Raw genomic sequence first — 19,989 nt, 5'->3', positions numbered from 1 at the left:
GCGGCCCTCCCGCCATGAAGCTGCAGTTCCCGTTCATCCAGCTGCCCGTCACGTTCGACGCCGAGGCGCTGGCCGCCGAAGTGCTGGCCGCGGGCGAGGACGCCTGGAAGGCGCGCGAGGACGGGGCCCCGGGCAATTCGGCGCTGACCCTGGTGACCGCCAACGGCGACCCGGCGAGCGCGGCGCTGGCCGGCCCGATGCGGCCGACCGCGCTGCTCGACCGCTGCCCGTACACGCGGCAGGTGCTGGGCGCGCTCGGCGCGACCTGGGGCCGGTCGCGGATGATGCGGCTCGACCCCGGCGCACAGGTCGCCGCCCACGTCGACACCGACTACTACTGGCGCGAGCGCATGCGCGTGCACGTGCCGGTCATCACCTCGCCGAACGTCCGCTTCCAGTGCGGCGAGGGCGAAGTGCACATGGCCGCGGGCGAATGCTGGATCTTCGACACCTGGCGCCGCCACCGCGTGCTCAACCAGGGCGACGCGTTCCGCGTGCACCTCGTGGCCGACACCGTCGGCGGCGCGCGCCTGTGGGACCTGGTGACCGCGGGCCGTCCCGCGGGCGGCCAGGCACCGCCCGCCGCCCCGGGCTGGGCGCCGAGGCACATCCCCTTCGACCCCGCCGCGGACGCGCCGACGCTCGATTTCGAGACCGAGAACCTGCCCGTGGTGATGGGGCCGTGGGAACTGCGCACGCACATCGGGTTCCTGCTGTCGGAGGCGCGCCCGCATCCCGGCCTCGCGCGCGTGCAGGCCACGCTCGGCGCGTTCGCCCGGCGCTGGCACGCGCTCTGGTCCTGCCACGGCGAGGACGAGGCAGGGTGGCCGCGCTACCGTGCGCTGCTCGATGAAACACGCGCCGCGCTCGCGAAGCAGCACGTCGACGAGATCGAACTGCGCAACGAGGTGGAGCTGTCGCGCGCGCTGTCCTCGTACATCTTCGACGTGGCGCTGTCCGACCGACCCGACGCGGGCGCGTTCCGGACCGACCCGCACGACATCGCGCGCTTCTCCGCGGAAACCGCCGGCGCGAGGGAGGCCAAGGGGACGGCGCCGGCCGCGGCGCCCGCTGTCGCGCCGGCATTTCTGCGCGCCGCGGCGACCGTCCCGTCGCGCGATGCCGACCCCGCCTTCGAACGCCCGCTGTTCATCGTGAGTCCGCCGCGCTCGGGCTCCACCCTGCTGTTCGAGACCCTCGTCCAGGCCCCCGGCCTGTACTCCATCGGCGACGAGAGCCACCAGCTGATCGAGGGCGTGGCGGGCCTGGCGCCCGCGCACCGCGACTGGCATTCCAACCGCCTGGCCGCGGCGGACGCGTCACCCGAGGTGGCGCGCGCGTTGCGCGAGCGGTTCGCGCGCGCGCTGCGCGACCGCGACGGCGCGCCGCCCGCGTCGACGCCCGTCCGGATGCTCGAGAAGACGCCGAAGAACGCGCTGCGGATTCCCTTCCTGCGCGCGGTGTTCCCGGAGGCGCGCTTCATCTACCTGCGGCGCGATCCTCGGGAGGTGCTGGCCAGCATGATCGAGGGCTGGCAGTCGGGGAACTTCGTGATGTACCCGGGCCTGCCGGGCTGGTCCGGCCCGGCGTGGTCGTTCCTGCTCGTGCCGGGCTGGCAGGCACTGTCCGGCCGGCCGGTGGCGGAGATCGCCGCGCGCCAGTGGGAGGCCGCGACGCGCGTGCTGCTCGACGACCTCGCCGACGTGCCGGCGGACCGCTGGATCGCCACCGACTACGCGGACCTGGTCACCGACCCGGCATCGGAAATCGCGCGGATCTGTCACTGGGCCGGCCTCGGCTGGGACCGCGAACTCGGCGGCGCGCTGCCGCTGTCGCGCTACACGATGACCGCGCCGGCGCCGGACAAGTGGCGCCGGCATGCCTCGGCGATCGAGCCGCAGCTGGCCGGCATCGCGACGACGGTGGCGCGGTCGGCGCAGGCCGCGGCCCGCTGAGCGGACGCGGCGGTCACCGGCGCCCGGGGGCGCCGCGCGCGACTCAGAAGTGGGGCTTGTCCGCCTCGGGCGTGCCCTCGTAGCGGGCGATCGCCTCCTGGAGGATCGACTTGGCCTCGGCGGCGTTGCCCCAGCCGTCGAGCTTCACCCACTTGCCCTTCTCCAGGTCCTTGTAGTGCTCGAAGAAGTGGCCGATGCGCTCCAGCCAGTGCGGGCTGACCTGGTCGATGTCGTCGATGTGGGCGTAGCCGGCGAAGATCTTCGTCGCGGGCACCGCCACGATCTTCTCGTCGCTGCCGGCCTCGTCGCTCATCTTCAGCACGCCGACCGGGCGGCAGCGGATCACCGAGCCGGGGATCAGCGGCAGCGGCAGGATCACCAGCACGTCGGCCGGGTCGCCGTCGCCGCAGACCGTGTGCGGCACGTAGCCGTAGTTGCACGGGTAGCGCATCGGGGTGGAGAGGATCCGGTCGACGAAGATCGCGCCCGAGGCCTTGTCGACCTCGTACTTCACCGGCTCGGCGTCCTTGGGGATCTCGATGATGACGTTGATCTCGTCCGGCGGGTTCTTGCCGGTGGGAACCAGGTCCAGGCCCATGCACTGCTCCGAAGTCGCGCCGCCCGCCAGGCCGGGGCCGGACGGGTCGGGTGGGGTTGGGGAGGCGCGCATTCTACGCGGCCGCGTGCTGCATCGCAGCATCACCCGGGCGGGCGGCGCGCGGGCATGAAAAAACGGCGGCGGGCCAGGCCCGCCGCCGTCCCGGATCCCCCACCCGTCAGGGCATGCCCGGCGGACCGTCGCGAGGCGGCACCGCCTGTCGCGACGCGGCCTCGCGACCGAGGTACTGCTCGGCCCAGCGTCGCGTGACCATGCCCGCGGCCTTCCGGCCGCCAAGGCCGAAGGCCAGCGCGATCGCCACCGCCACTGCGCCAAGCACCAGCCCGAAGGCCAGGTTGACGATGTCGTCGGCCACGCCCATCGCGCGCAGGCCCATGGCCAGCACCAGCCCGAGGATCGCCACCCGCGCGATGCGCGAGAGCCCGACCGCGTTGTCCGGGTTCGCGCGCTGGATCGCGGTCGCGGCGAGGTTCGCCAGCCAGTAGCCGACCACGAAGATCACCAGGCCGAGCAGGATGTCCGCGCCGAAGGCGATGAACGTCGCCAGCAGGTCGCGCACGCCCACGAAGCCGAGCCGGTGCGCGGCCTCGACGGTCGCGAACAGCATCACGAAGAACAGCGCGACGCGGCCGGCGAGTTCGGACGGGGACAGGCGCGGGGCGACGGGGCCGCCCGGCGTCGGCGCGGCGGCGCCCGGGGTGGTGGTGGCGACGCCACCGGACGCGAACGCATGCCCCATCCCCAGCCGCTCGGGCAACCGGTCGAAGCCGAGGCTCGCGAGCAGGCGCGTGACGAGGTCCGCGAGCAGCCGGCCGACGAACCAGGCGACCACAAGGATCGCGGCCGCCGCCAGGATGTTCGGGATCGCCGCCAGGAACATGTCGAGCATGTCGGTCAGCGGCGCCGAGATGGCCTGGATGCGCAGCGCGTCGAGCGCGGCGATCAGCGTCGGCACGATCACGAGGATGAAGGCCAGCACGCCGCCGAGTTCGGACAGGCGCAGCCCTTCGGTCGCCTCGCTGCGCTGGCTGAGCCGGTCGACGCCGGTGCTCGCCAGCAGGTTGGTCACCAGCCCGCGGACCACGCGGGCGATGATGAAGCCGACCAGCCCGATCACCGCCGCGGCGAACAGGTTGGGCAGGATCCCGATCAGGTCCGCGGTCATGTCCGACAGCGGCAGCATCAGCCCCTCGATCTGCAGCGCGCCGACGATCGCCGGCAGGAACAGCAGCAGGACGAGCCAGTACACGACGTTCGCCAGCGTCTGCGACAGCGGCGGCACGCCGGCCGAGTGCGACAGCTTTTCGTCGAGCTGCGTGGCGCCCAGCGCTTTGCCGACGACCGTGCGCAGCACCGTGGCGACGATCCAGGCCAGCACCGCCAGCAGGACCGCGAGCAGCAACCGCGGCAGGTACGCCATCACCGTCGTGGCGAGCGTGGACAGCGGGCCCGAGACGCCCTCGACGCGCAGCACGCTGAACATGCCGATGATCGCGAGCAGCAGGATCGACCAGAACACGACCCGGCCGGCCGTGCGCTCGAAATCCATGCTCGAGTGGGTCTGCGCCGACAGGCGCTCGTTGAGCCGCAGCCGGGACAGGCCCTTGCGCGTCCCGGCTGCGGCGAGCAGCGCGACGATCCAGCCGACCACCAGGACGGCCAGCGCCCCGAGGATGCTGGGCAGGTAGACGCCGAACGACGTCGCCAGCGAGTCCTGCCACGCCACGGCATGCGGCGTCGGGTCGGCACCGTCGACGACGACCGGCGTGGTGGCCGGGGTCCCGTCGACGGACATGGGCTCCGCCGGCGGCTGGGCCCCGGGCGCGGTCGACTCGGCCGGCGTGGCCGGTGGTTGTGCGGTCTGCATCGCGATCTCCCCTTCCTGGAATGGATCCGGGACGCGCACGGCGCCGCCGGCCCGGCCATCCTGCGTGAATCCGGGTTAACGCAATGTTCATGCGCCGGAAACGCCGGGCCCCGCGCGTGGCGGGGCCCGGGATGGTGCGGTCGCGGCCGGTGCGGCTAGAGCAGGGGCACCATCAGCAGCGCGACGATGTTGATGATCTTGATCAGCGGGTTGATCGCCGGTCCGGCCGTGTCCTTGTAGGGGTCGCCGACGGTGTCGCCGGTGACCGCGGCCTTGTGCGCCTCGCTGCCCTTGCCCCCGAAGTTGCCGTCCTCGATGTACTTCTTGGCGTTGTCCCAGGCGCCGCCGCCGGTCGTCATCGAGATGGCAACGAACAGGCCGGTCACGATCGTGCCGATCAGCAGGCCGCCGAGCGCCTGCGGCCCGAGCAGCAGGCCGACGACGATCGGTACGGCCACCGGCAGCAGCGAGGGCACGATCATCTCCTTGATCGCCGAGCGGGTGAGCATGTCCACCGCGCGGTCGTACTGGGGCTTGCCGGTGCCCTCCATGATCCCGGGGATCTCGCGGAACTGCCGGCGCACCTCCTCGACGACGCTGCCGGCCGCGCGGCCGACCGCCTCCATCGCCATCGCGCCGAACAGGTACGGGATCAGGCCGCCGATCAGCAGGCCGATGATCACGTAGTGGTTGGACAGGTCGAAGGTCTGCGCGGCGTACGTGCCGCCGGACTCGAGCGCGCGCGCCGCGCCGATGGTGTCGAGGTTGTGGGTGTAGTCGGCGAACAGGACCAGGGCGGCCAGCGCCGCCGAGCCGATCGCGTAGCCCTTCGTGACCGCCTTCGTGGTGTTGCCCACGGCGTCCAGCGGATCGGTGATCGCGCGCACCTCCGGCGGCAGTTCGGCCATCTCGGCGATGCCGCCGGCGTTGTCGGTGATCGGGCCATAGGCGTCGAGCGCCACGATCATGCCGGCCATCGACAGCATGGCGGTCGCGGCGATCGCGATGCCGTACAGGCCGCCGAGCGCGTGGCAGGCCCAGATCGCGATGCAGACCGCGATGACCGGCAACGCGGTGGACTTCATCGACACACCGAGGCCCGCGATGATGTTGGTGCCGTGGCCGGTCGTTGACGCCTGCGCGACGTGCCGCACCGGCTTGTACTCGGTGCCGGTGTAGTACTCGGTGATCCACACGATCGCGCCCGTCAGGGCAAGGCCGATGAGCGCGCAGGCGAAGATGTTCGTCGCGCCGTATGCGTTGTCGCCCATCAGCGCCGTGGTGATCGGCCAGTACGCGATCGCGGCCAGCACGCCCGAGACGATCACGCCGCGGTACAGCGCGCCCATGATCGAGCCGCCCGCCTTCACCTTCACGAACATCGCGCCGATGATCGAGGCGATGATCGAGGCGCCGCCCAGCACCAGCGGGTACAGCACGCCGTTGGCGCCGACCTCGGTGGCCATCAGGAAGCCGAGGAGCATCGTGGCGATGACCGTGACCGCGTAGGTCTCGAACAGGTCGGCCGCCATGCCGGCGCAGTCGCCGACGTTGTCGCCCACGTTATCGGCGATCACCGCCGGGTTGCGCGGGTCGTCCTCGGGGATGCCGGCCTCGACCTTGCCCACCAGGTCCGCGCCGACGTCGGCGCCCTTGGTGAAGATGCCGCCGCCCAGTCGCGCGAAGATCGAGATCAGCGACGAGCCGAACGCCAGGCCGACCAGCGCGTGCAGCGCGGCCTCGCCGGTGATGCCCATCGCGCCCAGCGCCATCCAGTAGCCGGCCACGCCCAGCAGGCCCAGGCCGACCACCAGCATGCCGGTGATGGCGCCGCCGCGGAACGCGACGTCCATGGCCTTGGAGATGCCGGTGCGGGCCGCCTCGGCGGTGCGCACGTTGGCGCGCACCGAGACGTTCATGCCGATGTAGCCGGCCGCGCCCGAGAGCACCGCGCCGACCAGGAAGCCGATGGCCGTGGCCCAGTCCAGGAACACGCCGATGACCACCAGCAGGACGGCGCCGGCGATCGCGATGGTCGTGTATTGCCGGTTGAGGTAGGCGCGCGCGCCTTCCTGGATGGCGCCGGCGATCTCCTGCATGCGCGGGTTGCCGGCGGGTTGTGCGCTGATCCATCGCGCCGAGACGATCCCGTACAGGATCGCGATGACGGCGCAGGCCAGCGCCAAGGTCAGACCGTACTGCTCCAGCATGAACCCCTCCCCAGAGTCGATTGCGGAATTTCGGATGACGCTTGATCAGGTTTTGGGCCGCGCCTTCGAATCGTCCCCGGGCGCGGCGCCGCCGACTATGGCACAAGGCGCCGGGACCCGTGAATCCGGGATTCAGCGTGTCCGTGCGAGCCTGCCGGCCGCTTCGAGGACCACGGAGACACCACGTGACCAAGCTGTCCGTCCGTGCGGGATCCGCCCGCCTGCCGCTGGCGCTCGCCGCCATGCTGCCGTTCGCCGCGATGGCGCAGTCGCCCGAGATCGAGCGGGCGCCCGGTGCGCCGCAGGCCGTCGGCGCCGCCCACACCCTGCGCAACCTGCCCGAGGCCTGCGCGCGACTGGAGGGCCGCTTCACCGGCCAGGCCGCGGAACCCTATGCGTTCACCGCCACGCGCACGAGCGCCACGTGCCAGCCGCGCGCGCAACTGGTGGACGCTGCGAAGGTGCGCCCGTCGACCGGGGACGGCTGGAAGCTCAACGACGTGATCGTCGTGCCGAGCGCGGAATGCCCCGCGCGCAAGGCGGTCGTGCACGTCTGGCGCAAGCCGGCCGACGCGAAGCCGCCGGCGCTGGACGCGCAGGGCCGTGCGCGGATCTACATGGACGAGGCCCGCGCGGCGATCCAGGCGGGCACGTTCGCGCCGGTCACGCTGTACGCGGCGGCGATGTCGCTCGAGGGCGAGGCCTGCGGCGACTGACCCCGCGCGCGGCGCCTCAGCCGTCGAACGGGGGCAGCGTCGCGCGCACCGTCGACTGCGCCGGCACGACGTACTTCGGCAGGCCGTCCGTTCCGTAGGGCGGGTAGGCCTCGCCGCGGATGAGCGGCGACAGGTAGCGCCGCGCCGCCGGCGTGATGCCAAGGCCGTCGCGACGGATGAATCCCGCGGGCATCGTCTTCTCGTGGTTGGCGATCTTCGCCAGCGGTGCCGCCTCGATTTTCCAGCGGTAGGGACGGTCGGACGTGCGCGCGATCACCGGCATCACCCCGTTGCGCCCCGCGAGGGCGTACTCGACCGCTTTGCGGCCCACCGCGCACGCCTGGTCGAAATCGACCTTCGAGGCGATGTGCCGCGCCGAGCGCTGCAGGTAGTCCGGCAGGGTCCAGTGCACCTTGAGCCCGAGCACGTCCTTGACGCGTCCGGCGAGGTGGGCGGCGACGCCGCCCAGCTGGGTATGTCCGAACGCGTCGCTGCCGGCCCCGGCGTCGGCGACGAAGCGGCCGTCCGCCGTGCGGATGCCTTCGGACGCCACCACGACGCAGTAGCCGACGCGCGCGACCACGGACCGCACCTTCTCGAGGAAGGCCGCCTCGTCGTAGGCGCGCTCCGGGAACAGGATCAGGTGCGGCGCGTCGTCCGGGCCTTCGCCCGCCAGCCCGGCGGCGGCCGCGAGCCAGCCGGCGTGGCGGCCCATCGCCTCGTACACGAACACCTTGGTCGAGGTGTCCGCCATCGCCGCGACGTCCAGCGCCGCCTCGCGCACGGACACCGCCGTGTACTTGGCGGCCGAGCCGAACCCCGGGCAGCAGTCGGTCACCGCCAGGTCGTTGTCGACCGTCTTGGGCACCCCGACGCAGGTGAGCGGATAGCCGGATTCCTCCGCGAGCCGGGCGACCTTCAGCGCGGTATCGGCCGAGTCGTTGCCGCCGTTGTAGAGGAAATAGCGCACGTCGTGCGCCTGGAAGACCGCGAGCAGGCGCTCGTAGCGGGCGCGGTCCGCCTCCAGCGACTTGAGCTTGACCCGGCAGGAACCGAAGGCGCCGCCGGGCGTGTGCGCCAGGCCGCGCACCGTCGCCGCAGGCAGCCTGGAGGCATCGACCAGTTCCTCGCGCAGCGCGCCCAGGATGCCGTTGCGCGCCGCGAGCACCCGGACGCCGCGCGCCTTCGCCGCCTCGATCACCGCGGCGGCGGTCGCGTTGATCACGGCGGTCACGCCGCCGGACTGGGCGTAGAGCAGGGTGCCGCGGCGGGGTCGGGTGGCCATGTGGGCTCCTGGAGCGGGGCGGGGCGGGGGGCGGTGCGGTAAGCTGGCGCCCGGTTTCGCCCGCGGGGCGTGGGGTCGCGCCGCGAGGCCGGCAGTCTAGCGCCGGCGCGGCGGGTCATTCAGGAGTGAAGTCGATGCGATTGGTTCTTCTCGGCGCGCCGGGGTCCGGCAAGGGCACGCAGGCCGCGCGCCTGGTCGGTCACCTGCAGGTCCCCCACATTTCCACCGGCAACCTGCTGCGCGCGGAAGTGGCCGCGGGCAGCCGGCTGGGCCTGGAAGCGAAGGAGATCATGGCGCGGGGCGAGCTGGTGTCCGACGCGATCCTGCTCGGGATGCTCGAGGACCGCTTCTCGCGCGAGGACACCCGCGGCGGCTTCATCCTCGACGGTTATCCGCGCAACCTGGCCCAGGCCAGCGCCCTGGGCGACCTGCTCGCCCGCATCGGCCAGCCGATGGACGTCGCGGTGCAGCTGGAAGTGCCGACCGAGCTGCTGGTCGAGCGCATCGCCGGCCGCGCGGCAGCGGAAGGCCGCGCCGACGACACCCCCGACTCGGTGCGCACGCGGCTCAAGGTCTACGACGAGCAGACCGCGCCGGTCGTCGACTACTACCGCCAGCGCGGCCTGCTGAGCGTGGTCGACGGTGTCGGATCGATGGACGACGTCTTCGCCCGGATCATCGAGGCGCTGCAGCCGGTGCCCGTGGTCGGCTGAGACCGGCCCCACCGGATTTCGCGAACGCGCCGCGCCTCGGCGCGCCAAGTCGGGTTCGAACATGAAACTGCACATCCTGGGCATCGCCGGCACCTTCATGGGCGGCGTGGCCGCGCTGGCGCGCGAGCTCGGCCACGCGGTCGAGGGCACCGACCAGGCGGTCTATCCGCCCATGTCGACCCAGCTCGAACGCCTGGGCATCGCGCTGCGGCAGGGCTACGACCCGGGCAACATCTCGGCGGACTGCGACGGGGTCGTCGTGGGCAACGCCCTGTCGCGCGGCAACCCCGCGGTGGAACAGGTGCTCGACGACGGGCGCGGCTACACCTCCGGCGCGCAGTGGCTCGCCGAACACGTGTTGCCGGGGCGCGACGTGCTCGCGGTCGCCGGCACGCACGGCAAGACCACCACCACCACGATCCTCGCCTTCCTGCTCGAGGCCGCCGGCCGCGCGCCGGGCTTCCTCGTCGGAGGGGTCGCCGAGGACTTCGGCGTGTCCGCGCGCCTCGGCAGCGGCCGCGAGTTCGTCGTCGAGGCGGACGAGTACGACACCGCCTTCTTCGACAAGCGCAGCAAGTTCGTCCACTACCGGCCGCTGGTGGCGATCCTCAACAACCTCGAGTTCGACCACGCCGACATCTTCGAGGACGTCGCCGCGATCCAGCGGCAGTTCCACCACCTCGTGCGCACCGTGCCGCGCCGGGGGCGGCTGGTCGTCAACGGTGAGGATGCGCGCCTCGCCGACACGCTGGCGATGGGCTGCTGGACGCCGGTCGAGACCTTCGGGCTGGATCCGGCGCTCGCCGCGCCCATGCCCGCGCACGGCGCGGCGGCGCATGGCGACCGGGGCGAGGACAGAGGCGCGGCCGGCGCCAGCTTCGACTGGACCGCGCGGCTGTTGCGCGAGGACGGCAGCGCCTTCGCGGTGGTCCGCCATGGCCGCGAGGTGGGCGAGGTGCACTGGCCGCTGCTGGGGCGGCACAACGTGATGAATGCGCTGGCGGCGCTGGCGGCCGCCGACGCCGTGGGCGTCGACATCGCCGGCGTGCTGCCCGCGCTGGCGCAGTTCCGCAGCGTCAAGCGCCGGATGGAATGGCTGGGCGAGGTTGGCGGCGTGACGGTCTACGACGACTTCGCGCACCACCCGAGCGCGATCGCGACCACCCTGGCCGGATTGCGCGCGAAGGTCGGCGGCGCACGCGTGGTCGTGGCCATGGAGCCGCGCAGCAATTCGATGCGCCTGGGCGCGCATGCCGACGCGCTCGCGCCGTCGCTCGCCGCCGCGGACGCGGTCGTGTTCCTCCACCGCCCGGAACTCGCCTGGGATGCCGGGCGCGTCGTCGCGTCGCTGCGCGGCGACGCGGTGGCGGTGCCCGACGTGGCGGCACTGGTCGCGGCGCTGCGCGCGCGCGTGCGCCCGGGCGACCACGTGGTGTTCATGTCCAATGGTGGATTCGACGGTGCGCCACGTCGATTCCTGGAGGCGTTGGGCGGCGACTGAGCACGCGGCCTTCGCGTCGCATCACCGTGCCGCGGATAGACTGGGTGCGATGGACGAAGCCACGCGGACCCAGCTCCCCCTGTTCCCGCTGCCGACGGTGCTCCTGCCGGGCGCCTCGATCGGGCTGCGGATATTCGAACCCCGCTACCTCGACATGGTCCGCGAGTGCGGACGCAACGGTGGCGGCTTCGGCATCTGCATGCTGCTGCCGGGCGACGGCGAGGCAGCCGGAGGCAGCACGCCGCTGCTGCCGGCCGCCGTCGGGACGCTCGCCACGATCGAGGACTTCGGGACCGGCGACGACGGCCTGCTGACGCTCCAGGTCCGGGGCGGCCGGCGCTATCGCGTGGTCGGCACCCGCGTGCGGGACAACGGACTGGTGATGGGCGAGGTGGAGTGGCTCGACGAGCGTGCTGGCACGCTGCGCCCCGAGCACGGCCTGTTGTCGGAACTGCTTCAGCGCATCCTGGAGCAGGCCGGCGGCGAGCACGCCGCGGCCACGCCCGCCCAACTCGACGATGCCGCATGGGTCGGCTGGCGGCTCGCCGAGCTGCTTCCGCTGGACGACGTCCATCGACAGGGCCTGCTGCAGGAGGACGACCCGCACGCGCGCCTGGATCAGTTGCTGGCGCTGCTCCCGGACGAATAGCGTCGCGGCAGCGCCTTCGTCGACTCCAGGCCACGGGTGTCGATGCGCAGGACGGGCAGGCCGCTCGCGGGGTGCGCCGACTCCAGCGTGTCCAGGTCCTGAAGCGCGGTATGCACCGCCTCGTGCGCGAGCGCGTTGTCCTCGCCCAGCGGCTGCCAAAGCGTCAGCAGGCCGAAGGTCCGGGTCACGTGGAGGACCTGGCTCGAGCCCACCCAGAGCGGTGCGCCATCGGACATCCGCGCGGGCGCCGGCCACACCCGCAACGCCAGCCGCTGCCCCGGATGCAGGCCTTCGCGCAGCATCAGCAGCGTTTCCGCGTGGCCGCCCAGGGTCGCCGGGAGGACCGGCTGCCGGCCGGTCGCCACGTCCTCGTCGAGCAGGCCGAGCATCGCGACCCAGTCCGCCTGGGGCTGCATGCGCCACCCGCGGGCCTCGAGCCGCGCACGCACGGGCCCGATCGGGCCGGCGACCTGGACGTCCAGGCGCCAGCTGCGCGCCGCATCCGGCTCGTTGCGGAACGCGGGAAGGCTCGACCAGCCGGCTTCCCGCCAGTAGGGGGCGTTGAGCAGCGTGGCCGGCGGCGGCGGGGTGAAGCGCGCGAGCAGCGCCTGGCTGCCGCGCGGCGCGTGCCAGAGCGCGGCGATGGCGAAGCTGCCGTAGAACACCGCGGCCAGCGGCCGCATCCACAGCGAGCGCGTCACGTGGCTGCGATAGGCGAGGCCGAGCAGCAGCAGCCACACCAGGCCGAGCAGCACGCCGCCCACGATGTCGCTCAGCCAGTGCGCGCCGAGGTACAGGCGGGCGAAGCCCATCGTGGCCACGGCGGCACCCGCGACGAGGTAGGGCCAGACGCGGTCGCGCCCCGGCAGCTCGCGCGCGATCAGCACCGCGAAGAAGCCGAAGGTGATCGTCGTCATCGTCACCCGGACCGAGGGAAAGCCGAAGCCGGCCGGCGCGGTGACCGGCCGCGGCAACTCGATCACCGCATCGAGCAGCGTCGTCAGCACGAATCCGAAGGCCAGCGCGGCGAGCCAGTGCGCGGCGGTCATCCAGCGTCGCCGCCAGAGCAGCCAGCCGAGCGCGGCGAGGGCGGCCACGCCGAGCACCTGCAGGTCGCCGAGCGTGGCCAGCGTGGCCATCATCCGGTCCGCGAGCGGGTTCCTCAGCGCGAACATCGCCTCGTTCACGTGCAGGTCGATGGCCAGCGGCTCGCCGCCCGCCACCACGGTGAACAGCAGCGCGAACCACGCCCAGCCGATGCCGAGCAGGACCACCGCGAGCACGAGCAGCGAAGGCGATTCGGGGCGGTTCGGGTCGATCAGGGCCGCTGCGTAGCGCCCCAGCCGCGGATGCGCGCGGGTCCACGCCAGCAGGCGCGCCAGCATCGTGTTGGCATGGCCGTCGAACCAGCGCCACCCGTAGACGACCGCGGCCCACATCGTCGCGAGCACGACCAGGAGGGCGCCCAGCACGAGCGCCAGCCGGTCGGCCACGGCGGCGACGGCGTCGTAGGACGCGCCGAAGATCCACCCCGGCGCCAGGAACAGCGCCGCCCAGGCCACCGCCGCCAGCGCGCTCGCGGGGAAATAGCGCCGCATCGGCATGTGGAGCATCCCGGCGATGGCCGGCACGAACGGACGCACGGCGCCGACGAAGCGGGCGATGAGGATGCCCTTGGCGCCGTGGCGCCGGACCAGCACCTCGCCGCGCTCGAGCAGGCCCGGGTAGCGCGTGAACGGCCAGCGGTCGCGCAACTGCGGACCCCAGCGGTGGCCGATCCAGAAGCTCAGCGCGTCGCCCGCGAAGGCACCCGCGGTGGCGCACGCCAGGGCGTAGGGCCCATCGATGTGGCCCAGGCCGATCAGCGCGCCGATCGCGAACAGCAGCGGCAGCGCCGGCACGACGATGCCGACCAGCGCGAGCGCGTCGCAGAAGGCGACCAGGAAGATCAGCAAGCCCGCCGCCTGCGGATGCTGGCCGATCCACGCGACCGTGCTGTCCAGCCAGGCGGGATTCATGGCGGGCGATTATAGGCGCGCGCCGCGGCTAGACTGGCGCGATGCATCGATCCGCCACCAGTGGCACGGGGCGCATCGGCGGCGAAGCCGTCGAAGTGCGCGCCTTGAAGGCCGACAGCTTCGGCCGCATCGCCCTGATGCGCGACGCCGACGGCCTGTTCGTGCGCCGCGACTTGCGCGCGGTGCCCGGCTGGCTGCGCGTGCCCGCGTGGTGGCTGGCGCGCCGGGAAGCGGATGCGCTGCGCGCGATCGACGGGCTCGACGACGTGCCGCGCCTGCGCCGCTGGGATGGCCGCTGCCTGGACCGCAGCTACATGGCGGGCGATGCCATGTACCAGCGGCCGCCGCGTGGCGACGCCGGGTGGTTCCGCGACGCGCACCGCCTGCTCCGGCAGCTGCATCGGCGCGGCATCGCCCACAACGACCTCGCCAAGGAGGCGAACTGGCTGGTGCGCGAGGACGGCCGGCCGGCGGTGATCGATTTCCAGCTGGCGGTCGTGGGCAGGCCGCGCGCGCGGTGGATCCGCCTGCTCGCCCGCGAGGACCTGCGCCACCTGCTCAAGCACAAGCGGACCTATTGCCGCGACGCGCTCACCCCCGTCGAGAAGCGGCTGCTCAAGCGCCATTCCTGGGTGCGCGATGCCTGGTTCGCCACGGGCAAGCCGGTGTACCGGTTCCTGACCCGGCGCGTGTTCAAGTGGGAGGACAACGAGGGCCGCGGCCCGAAGCCCTGAGCCTGCCTAGAATGCACGCTCCCACCCACCGGAGCGCGCGCATGCCCAGCCTGGCCGGCAAGACCCTGTTCATCACCGGCGCCTCGCGCGGCATCGGCCGGGCGATCGCGCTGCGGGCCGCGCGCGACGGCGCGAACGTGGTGATCGCCGCGAAATCCTCGGTCCCGAACCCGAAGCTGCCGGGGACGATCCACAGCGTCGCCGCCGAGGTCGAGGCCGCGGGCGGCCAGGCGCTCGCGATCCAGTGCGACATCCGCGAGGAGGACCAGGTCCGCGCCGCGATGGACGCCACCGTCGCGCGCTTCGGCGGCCTGGACGCCCTGGTCAACAACGCAAGCGCCATCTGGCTGCGCGGCACGCTCGACACGCCGATGAAGCGCTTCGACCTGATGCAGCAGGTCAATTCGCGTGGCAGCTTCCTGTGCGCGCAGGCCGCGTTGCCGCACCTGCTGCGCTCGGACGATGCGCATGTCCTGACGCTGGCGCCGCCGCCGAGCCTCGACCCCAAGTGGTGGGCGCCGCATGTCGGCTACACGCTCGCGAAGATGGGCATGAGCTTCGTGACGCTCGGCCTAGCCGCCGAGTTCGCGCCGCAGGGCGTGGCGGTGCAGGCGCTGTGGCCGCGCACCGTGATCGCGACCGACGCGCTGAACATGATCCCGGGCATCGAGCCCGCCCACTGCCGCACGCCGGACATCGTGGCCGACGCCGCGCACGCCATGCTGGCGACGCCGGCAGCTCGGGCCATCGCATCGGGCGAGGTGTTCCGCATCGACGAGGACGTGCTGCGCGGGGCGGGCGTGGAGGACCTCGACGCCTACGCGGTGGAACCCGGCAAGCGCCTGCTGCCGGACCTGTTCCTCTGAGCGCCGCGCGACGGGCTCAGGCCTCCGCCGTCTCCCCGGTGTCCGGAAGTGCCCGGCCGCACTGCCGGCAGTGCCACGCGTCCTGTTCGTGGTCGACCAGGCCGCACTCGCGGCAGCGGACGGTGCGGCGCTTCGGCCGCATGGTCTTGGCCAGTTCGGCGGTGTAGATGCCGGTCGGCACGGCGATGATGCTGTAGCCGATCAGCACCAGCAGCGAGGCGATGAACTTGCCGATCGGCGTGACGGGCACGATGTCCCCGAAGCCCACGGTCGAGACGGTGACGATCGCCCAGTACATGCCGATCGGGATGCTGGTGTAGCCGTTCTCCGGGCCCTCGACCAGGTACATGATCGCGCCGAAGATCAGCACGATCGTCAGCATGGCGTACAGGAAGACGAAGATCTTGTGGCGGCTCGAGAGCAGCGCGCGGATGAGCACCCCCGCTTCGCTCGAGTACTCCACCAGCTTGAGCACGCGGAACACCCGCAGCACGCGCAGCACGCGCACGATCAGCAGGAACTGGCTGCCCGCGAACAGCAGCGAGAGGTACGTGGGCAGGATCGACACCAGGTCGATCACCCCGAAGAAGCTGCGCGCGTACTTCATCGGCCGCCGGACGAGGTACAGCCGGAACGCGTATTCGACCGTGAACAGCAGCGTGAAGCCCCATTCGAGCAGGTAGAACAGGCCGCCGTAGTCCGCCTGCAGCCCGGCCTCGCTGTCGAGGATCACCACCAGCACGCTAAGCAGGATCGCCACGATCAGGGCGACGTCGAAGTTCCGCGCCGGGCCGGCATCGTGGTGGAAGATGATGTCGAACCACTTCCCGCGCCAGCCGTGCCGGTCGCGCGGCTGGTAGTCGGGCTCGAAGAACTGCGCGGATCGGCTGCGCGGCTCCATGCCTCAGCCCACGACCTCGCCGAACGCGTCGCGCGCCACCTCGAGGGTGCGCGCGATCTCCGCCTCGCCGTGCGCGGACGACATGAAGCCCGCCTCGAACGCCGACGGGGCGAGGAACACCCCGCGCGACAGCATCGCGTGGAAGAAGCGCCGGAACGCGTCGACGTCGCAGGCGACGGCACCGGCGTAGGTGTCGACCGGCGCGCTGCTGAAGAACAGGCCGAACATGCCGCCCACCCGCGTCGTGTGGAGTGGAACGCCCGCGTCGCGCGCGGCGGCCTCGAATCCGTCGCACAGCCGGTGGGTGGCCGATTCGAGGCGGTCGTGGAAGCCCTCGGCCTGCACCAGGCCCAGCATGGCGAGGCCCGCGGCCATCGCGACCGGATTCCCGCTCAGCGTGCCGGCCTGGTAGACCGGCCCCGAGGGCGACACCTGTTCCATCAGGTCGCGCCGCCCGCCATAGGCGCCGACCGGCATGCCGCCGCCGATCACCTTGCCGAAGGTCGTCAGGTCGGGGGTCACGCCGTAGCGCGCCTGCGCACCACCGAGCGCGACCCGGAAACCGGTCATCACCTCGTCGAACACCAAGACCGCGCCATGGCGCGTGCACAGCGCGCGCAGGTGCTGAAGGTAGCCCTCGCGCGGCGGCAGGCAGTTCGCGTTGCCCACCACAGGCTCGATGATCAGCCCCGCGATGTCGTCGCCGGCTTCGTCGAACAGCGCGGTCGCCGCGTCGAAGTCGTTGTACGGCAGGGTGAGCGTGAGGTCCGCCAGCGACTTGGGCACCCCGGGGGAGGTCGGCACGCCGAACGTGAGCGCGCCGCTGCCGGCCTTCACCAGGAAGCTGTCGCCGTGGCCGTGGTAGCAGCCCTCGAACTTGACGATGCGGGCGCGGCCGGTCGCGCCGCGCGCGAGGCGGATCGCCGAGAGCGTGGCCTCCGTGCCGGAATTGACCATGCGCACCATCTCGCAGCTCGGCACCAGGCGCGCGATGGTTTCCGCCATCTCGACCTCGAGCGGGTTCGGCGTCCCGAAGCTCAGCCCGTCGCGCGCCGCGCGCTGCACGGCCTCGAGGACGGCCGGATGGTTGTGCCCGACGATCATCGGCCCCCACGAGCCGACGTAGTCGATGTAGCGGTTGCCGTCGACGTCCTCGAGGTAGGCGCCCTCGGCGCGGGCCGTGAAGAACGGCTCGCCGCCCACCGACGCGAACGCGCGGACGGGCGAGTTCACGCCCCCGGGCATGCGCGCCTGGGCGCGTTCAAAGAGGGCGTGCGAGCGGGTCTGGTCCATCGGTCAGGCGGCCTGGTGCGGGTCGAAGAGCGCCTGCAGCACGCGGGCGGCGGCCGGCGGGTCGGGCGCGTCGTACACGCCGCTGATCACCGCGACCAGGTCGGCGCCGGCGGCCACGGGTCCGGCGGCATTGTCCGGGGTAATCCCGCCGATCGCCACCCGGGGCAGGCCGAAGCGGGCCGCCGCGCGCAGCAGCCCCGGCGTCGCGCGCCGCGCCGCCGGCTTGGTGGGCGAGGGGAAGAAGGCACCGAAGGCGAGGTAGTCCGCGCCGGCGGTGGCGGCGCGTTCCGCGCGCGCAAGGTCGTCGTAGCAGGAGGCGCCGATGATCGCGCGGGTGCCCAGTCGCGCGCGCGCGGACGCGATGCCGGCATCGTCCTCGCCCAGGTGCACGCCCTGCGCCCCGACGGCGTCGGCGAGCGCCACGTCGTCATTGATGACCAGCGGTACCCCCGCCCCGCGGCAGGCGTGGGCGAGCGCGCGCGCCTGGTCTCGCCGGAGGGCGTCGTCCGCGGCCTTGTTCCGGTACTGCAGCAGCGTCGCGAACGGCAGCAGTGGCCGCGTGCGTTCGAGCAGCCGGGCCGTGTCGGGCACGTCGGGCGTGACGAGGTACAGGCCACGCAGGTGGGGCGTGTTCATCCGCGTGACGATCCGCGGCTTCCGGCGCGGCGGCCGGGATGGGAGAATGTGCATTCACGCATGCGCGCATTATCCGAATGAACGACGCCGTCGCCACCGCCACCAAGTTCCGCACCTGGATGTGCGTGGTCTGCGGATTCATCTACGACGAGGCCGCCGGCCTGCCCGAGGAGGGCATCGCCCCGGGCACGCGCTGGGAGGACGTGCCCGACACGTGGACCTGCCCGGACTGCGGCGTGACCAAGGACGATTTCGAGATGATGGAGGTCTGAGCGGGCGTCGCCCGCCTCAGTGGGGGCGGCCGCCGCCGCTGGCCTCCACCAGCCGTGCATGCAGGCTCGCGGCGTCCGCGGCGTCGGGGTGCAGCCGCAGGTAGCGCTCCAGGTCCTTCCGCGCGCCATGGCGGTGGCCCATGTGGAGGTAGGCGAGGCCGCGGTCGCGCAGCGCCTCCGGGCTGTCGGGCGCGATGCGCAGGATCCGGTCGGCGCTGCGCGCCGCGCGCTCCCAGTCCTCGCGTTCGGCGTACACGCCGTGCAGGTTGCGCAGGATGCGCATGAGCATCGCGCGGTGGGAGGCGCGGTCGAGGATCTTCGCCAGGGCCCCGTCGTCGATCGTTTCGCCGCCCAGGTGCGGCTTCGCGCGGTCGCGCAGTTCGTCGACGTCGAGCGGGCGCCCGCGGTTGAACGGGTCCATCACCAGCATGCCGTCGTCCACGGGCAGCTTCACCAGGAAGTGGCCGGGGAAGGAGATGCCGTCGAGCGGGATGCCCAGGCGACGCGACACCTCCATCTGCACGAGCGCGAGCGAGATCGGGTTGCCCCGCCGTCGCTCGAAGACCTCGTTGAGGTAGCTGTTGCGCGGATCGTAGTACTCGTCGGTGTCGCCCGCGTAGCCCAGATCCTCGAACAGGTGCCGGTTGATCGCCTGCATCTTCAACGGCCACGAATCGATCGCCTCGACCTGCGCGCGCACCTCCTCGGCATGCGCCTGCAGTTGGGCGTCGTAGTGGCCCGGCTCGAGGTGGGGGTACTCGTCGCGCGCGATCAGCAGCGCCGTGCCGAGCAGCGGGACGTCGTCGTCTTCCAGCGCGGCCAGCTGCGCCCAGTCCGGCAGGTGGATGTCGTCGGCCATGCCCGAAGCCTGCCGGCGTTCCCGCGGCGGTTCAAGCGCGTGCCGCGCGCCCGGTTCAGGGCCCGGGGCCGATGCCCGGTCCGAACGTGACCTGCGTTCCATCCTCGAGCCCGAGCCGTGCGGCCTCGCCCGCGTTCAGTTCCAGCACGTACAGCGCGGGCGCGCGGCTCGGATAGGAGGGGCAGGCATCGCCGTGAAGGCACGGAGGGACGTCGCGCTGTTGCGACACCAGGCGTCGCGACGCGTCGAAGTACAGGATGTCGAGCGCGATGCGCGTGTTCTTCATCCAGTAGGACTGGCGCGACTCGCGTTCATGGATGAACAGCATGCCGTGCCCGGGCATCAGCGCGTCGCGGAACATCAGGCCGCGCGCGCGTTCCTCCGCATCGTCCGCGATCTCCACTTGGTAGCGCTCGCCCGCGAGTTCGACCCATGGCGCGCCCGCGCTCGCGCAGCCGCTGGAGAACAGCGCGCCGGCGGCGGCGAGTGCATGGGACAGCGAAGCGCGGAGGGGCGCGGATCGATGCATGGGCGGGGCTCCTGAACGAGGATGTCGACCTTCCGCGACACGCGATGCGTCGTCAATCGGCCACCGTTCATGCCACCCCCTTCCCAGATCGGATCGACCCGTGCACAATGCGCGCCCCGCGACGCCGGGCCGGTCTTCCGGCGGGTGTCGCAGGCGAAAAAAACCGGCGAGGGGGTGTTGACCTGAACCGGATATGCCGTACAATGTGCGGCTCGCTCGGGCCGGACGGCTCGCGGCGACGGGACGCGGCGCTGAGGCCGGTTCCTTTGATCCTTGACAGTGTGCGCAGGTGACTTGTGCGGGCGTCTGGCCGGTGGACGGTTGTCCATGGCAGACGTTCGAACAGAACCAAGTCAATTCAAAGCA

General features: G+C 72.3%; 18 protein-coding genes. 8 read left to right on the top strand and 10 right to left on the bottom strand.

Going from position 1 to position 19,989, the window contains the following annotated elements; genetic code table 11:
• The first annotated feature begins 14 nt into the window (after window positions 1–14).
• Window positions 15–1,955, top strand: coding sequence for a sulfotransferase (locus ACYU7H_RS08970; protein WP_460814052.1), 1,941 nt, complete (start codon window positions 15–17; stop codon window positions 1,953–1,955).
• Window positions 1,956–1,998: 43 nt separating this feature from the next.
• Here the strand turns inward: ACYU7H_RS08970 and ppa are convergent, their stop codons facing one another.
• From ppa to ACYU7H_RS08955, 3 genes are all read right to left on the bottom strand, one after another.
• Complete coding sequence (gene ppa / locus ACYU7H_RS08965) at window positions 1,999–2,553, bottom strand: inorganic diphosphatase (protein WP_460814051.1); 555 nt, start codon at window positions 2,551–2,553, stop codon at window positions 1,999–2,001.
• A gap of 178 nt (window positions 2,554–2,731) precedes the next feature.
• A complete protein-coding gene (locus ACYU7H_RS08960) occupies window positions 2,732–4,441 on the bottom strand; it encodes a mechanosensitive ion channel (protein WP_460814049.1) in 1,710 nt (569 codons plus the stop codon).
• 155 nt (window positions 4,442–4,596) lie between these two features.
• Window positions 4,597–6,651: a sodium-translocating pyrophosphatase gene (locus ACYU7H_RS08955; RefSeq protein WP_460814047.1), complete on the bottom strand. Its 2,055-nt coding sequence runs from the start codon at window positions 6,649–6,651 to the stop codon at window positions 4,597–4,599.
• 242 nt (window positions 6,652–6,893) lie between these two features.
• Here ACYU7H_RS08955 and ACYU7H_RS08950 point away from each other — a divergent pair, with 242 nt between their 5' ends.
• The gene (locus ACYU7H_RS08950) at window positions 6,894–7,367 is read left to right on the top strand and encodes a hypothetical protein (RefSeq protein WP_460815023.1); all 474 of its coding nucleotides are present in this window, start codon (window positions 6,894–6,896) and stop codon (window positions 7,365–7,367) included.
• 16 nt (window positions 7,368–7,383) lie between these two features.
• On the opposite strand, the gene ACYU7H_RS08945 is transcribed toward ACYU7H_RS08950, so the two are convergent.
• Complete coding sequence (locus ACYU7H_RS08945; RefSeq protein ID WP_460814045.1) at window positions 7,384–8,652, bottom strand: 6-phosphofructokinase; 1,269 nt, start codon at window positions 8,650–8,652, stop codon at window positions 7,384–7,386.
• Between the two features lie 134 nt (window positions 8,653–8,786).
• Here ACYU7H_RS08945 and ACYU7H_RS08940 point away from each other — a divergent pair, with 134 nt between their 5' ends.
• The 3 genes from ACYU7H_RS08940 (at window position 8,787) to ACYU7H_RS08930 (ending at window position 11,515) form a co-directional block, all read left to right on the top strand.
• Window positions 8,787–9,365: an adenylate kinase gene (locus ACYU7H_RS08940; protein ID WP_460814043.1), complete on the top strand. Its 579-nt coding sequence runs from the start codon at window positions 8,787–8,789 to the stop codon at window positions 9,363–9,365.
• 61 nt (window positions 9,366–9,426) lie between these two features.
• Window positions 9,427–10,866, top strand: a complete 1,440-nt coding sequence (locus ACYU7H_RS08935; protein ID WP_460814041.1) for a Mur ligase family protein — start codon at window positions 9,427–9,429, stop codon at window positions 10,864–10,866.
• Window positions 10,867–10,915: 49 nt separating this feature from the next.
• Window positions 10,916–11,515, top strand: a complete 600-nt coding sequence (locus ACYU7H_RS08930; RefSeq protein ID WP_460814039.1) for an LON peptidase substrate-binding domain-containing protein — start codon at window positions 10,916–10,918, stop codon at window positions 11,513–11,515.
• Here the strand turns inward: ACYU7H_RS08930 and ACYU7H_RS08925 are convergent.
• Window positions 11,485–13,533, bottom strand: a complete 2,049-nt coding sequence (locus ACYU7H_RS08925) for a bifunctional DedA family/phosphatase PAP2 family protein (RefSeq protein WP_460814037.1) — start codon at window positions 13,531–13,533, stop codon at window positions 11,485–11,487. The genes ACYU7H_RS08930 and ACYU7H_RS08925 overlap by 31 nt on opposite strands.
• 41 nt (window positions 13,534–13,574) lie before the next feature.
• Here ACYU7H_RS08925 and ACYU7H_RS08920 point away from each other — a divergent pair, with 41 nt between their 5' ends.
• Both ACYU7H_RS08920 and ACYU7H_RS08915 read left to right on the top strand, forming a co-directional pair.
• A complete protein-coding gene (locus tag ACYU7H_RS08920; protein ID WP_460814036.1) occupies window positions 13,575–14,267 on the top strand; it encodes a protein kinase family protein in 693 nt (230 codons plus the stop codon).
• A 41-nt stretch (window positions 14,268–14,308) separates the two neighbouring features.
• On the top strand, window positions 14,309–15,133 hold the full coding sequence (locus tag ACYU7H_RS08915; RefSeq protein WP_460814034.1) for an SDR family oxidoreductase: 825 nt from the start codon (window positions 14,309–14,311) through the stop codon (window positions 15,131–15,133).
• Between the two features lie 16 nt (window positions 15,134–15,149).
• Here ACYU7H_RS08915 and ACYU7H_RS08910 read toward each other — a convergent pair whose 3' ends face one another.
• Genes ACYU7H_RS08910 through thiE form a run of 3 tightly spaced genes read right to left on the bottom strand, consistent with a single transcriptional unit; the run spans window position 15,150 to window position 17,963 of the window.
• Window positions 15,150–16,034 (bottom strand): ion transporter, encoded by an 885-nt coding sequence (locus ACYU7H_RS08910; RefSeq protein WP_460814033.1) that lies wholly within the window; start codon window positions 16,032–16,034, stop codon window positions 15,150–15,152.
• 3 nt (window positions 16,035–16,037) lie between these two features.
• Entirely contained in the window at window positions 16,038–17,327 is a 1,290-nt protein-coding gene (gene hemL, locus ACYU7H_RS08905) for a glutamate-1-semialdehyde 2,1-aminomutase (RefSeq protein ID WP_460814031.1), read from the bottom strand.
• Between the two features lie 3 nt (window positions 17,328–17,330).
• Complete coding sequence (gene thiE, locus ACYU7H_RS08900; RefSeq protein ID WP_460814030.1) at window positions 17,331–17,963, bottom strand: thiamine phosphate synthase; 633 nt, start codon at window positions 17,961–17,963, stop codon at window positions 17,331–17,333.
• 77 nt (window positions 17,964–18,040) lie between these two features.
• On the opposite strand from thiE, the gene ACYU7H_RS08895 reads away from it, so the two are divergent.
• Entirely contained in the window at window positions 18,041–18,235 is a 195-nt protein-coding gene (locus ACYU7H_RS08895; protein ID WP_460814028.1) for a rubredoxin, read from the top strand.
• A 16-nt stretch (window positions 18,236–18,251) separates the two neighbouring features.
• On the opposite strand, the gene ACYU7H_RS08890 is transcribed toward ACYU7H_RS08895, so the two are convergent.
• A complete protein-coding gene (locus tag ACYU7H_RS08890; RefSeq protein WP_460814027.1) occupies window positions 18,252–19,094 on the bottom strand; it encodes a SirB1 family protein in 843 nt (280 codons plus the stop codon).
• A 55-nt stretch (window positions 19,095–19,149) separates the two neighbouring features.
• Window positions 19,150–19,623, bottom strand: coding sequence for a DUF192 domain-containing protein (locus ACYU7H_RS08885; protein ID WP_460814026.1), 474 nt, complete (start codon window positions 19,621–19,623; stop codon window positions 19,150–19,152).
• Window positions 19,624–19,989 lie beyond the last annotated feature (366 nt).

The organism is Luteimonas pelagia (genome assembly GCF_054776035.1).
This window is presented reverse-complemented; position numbering and strand designations above follow the sequence as displayed.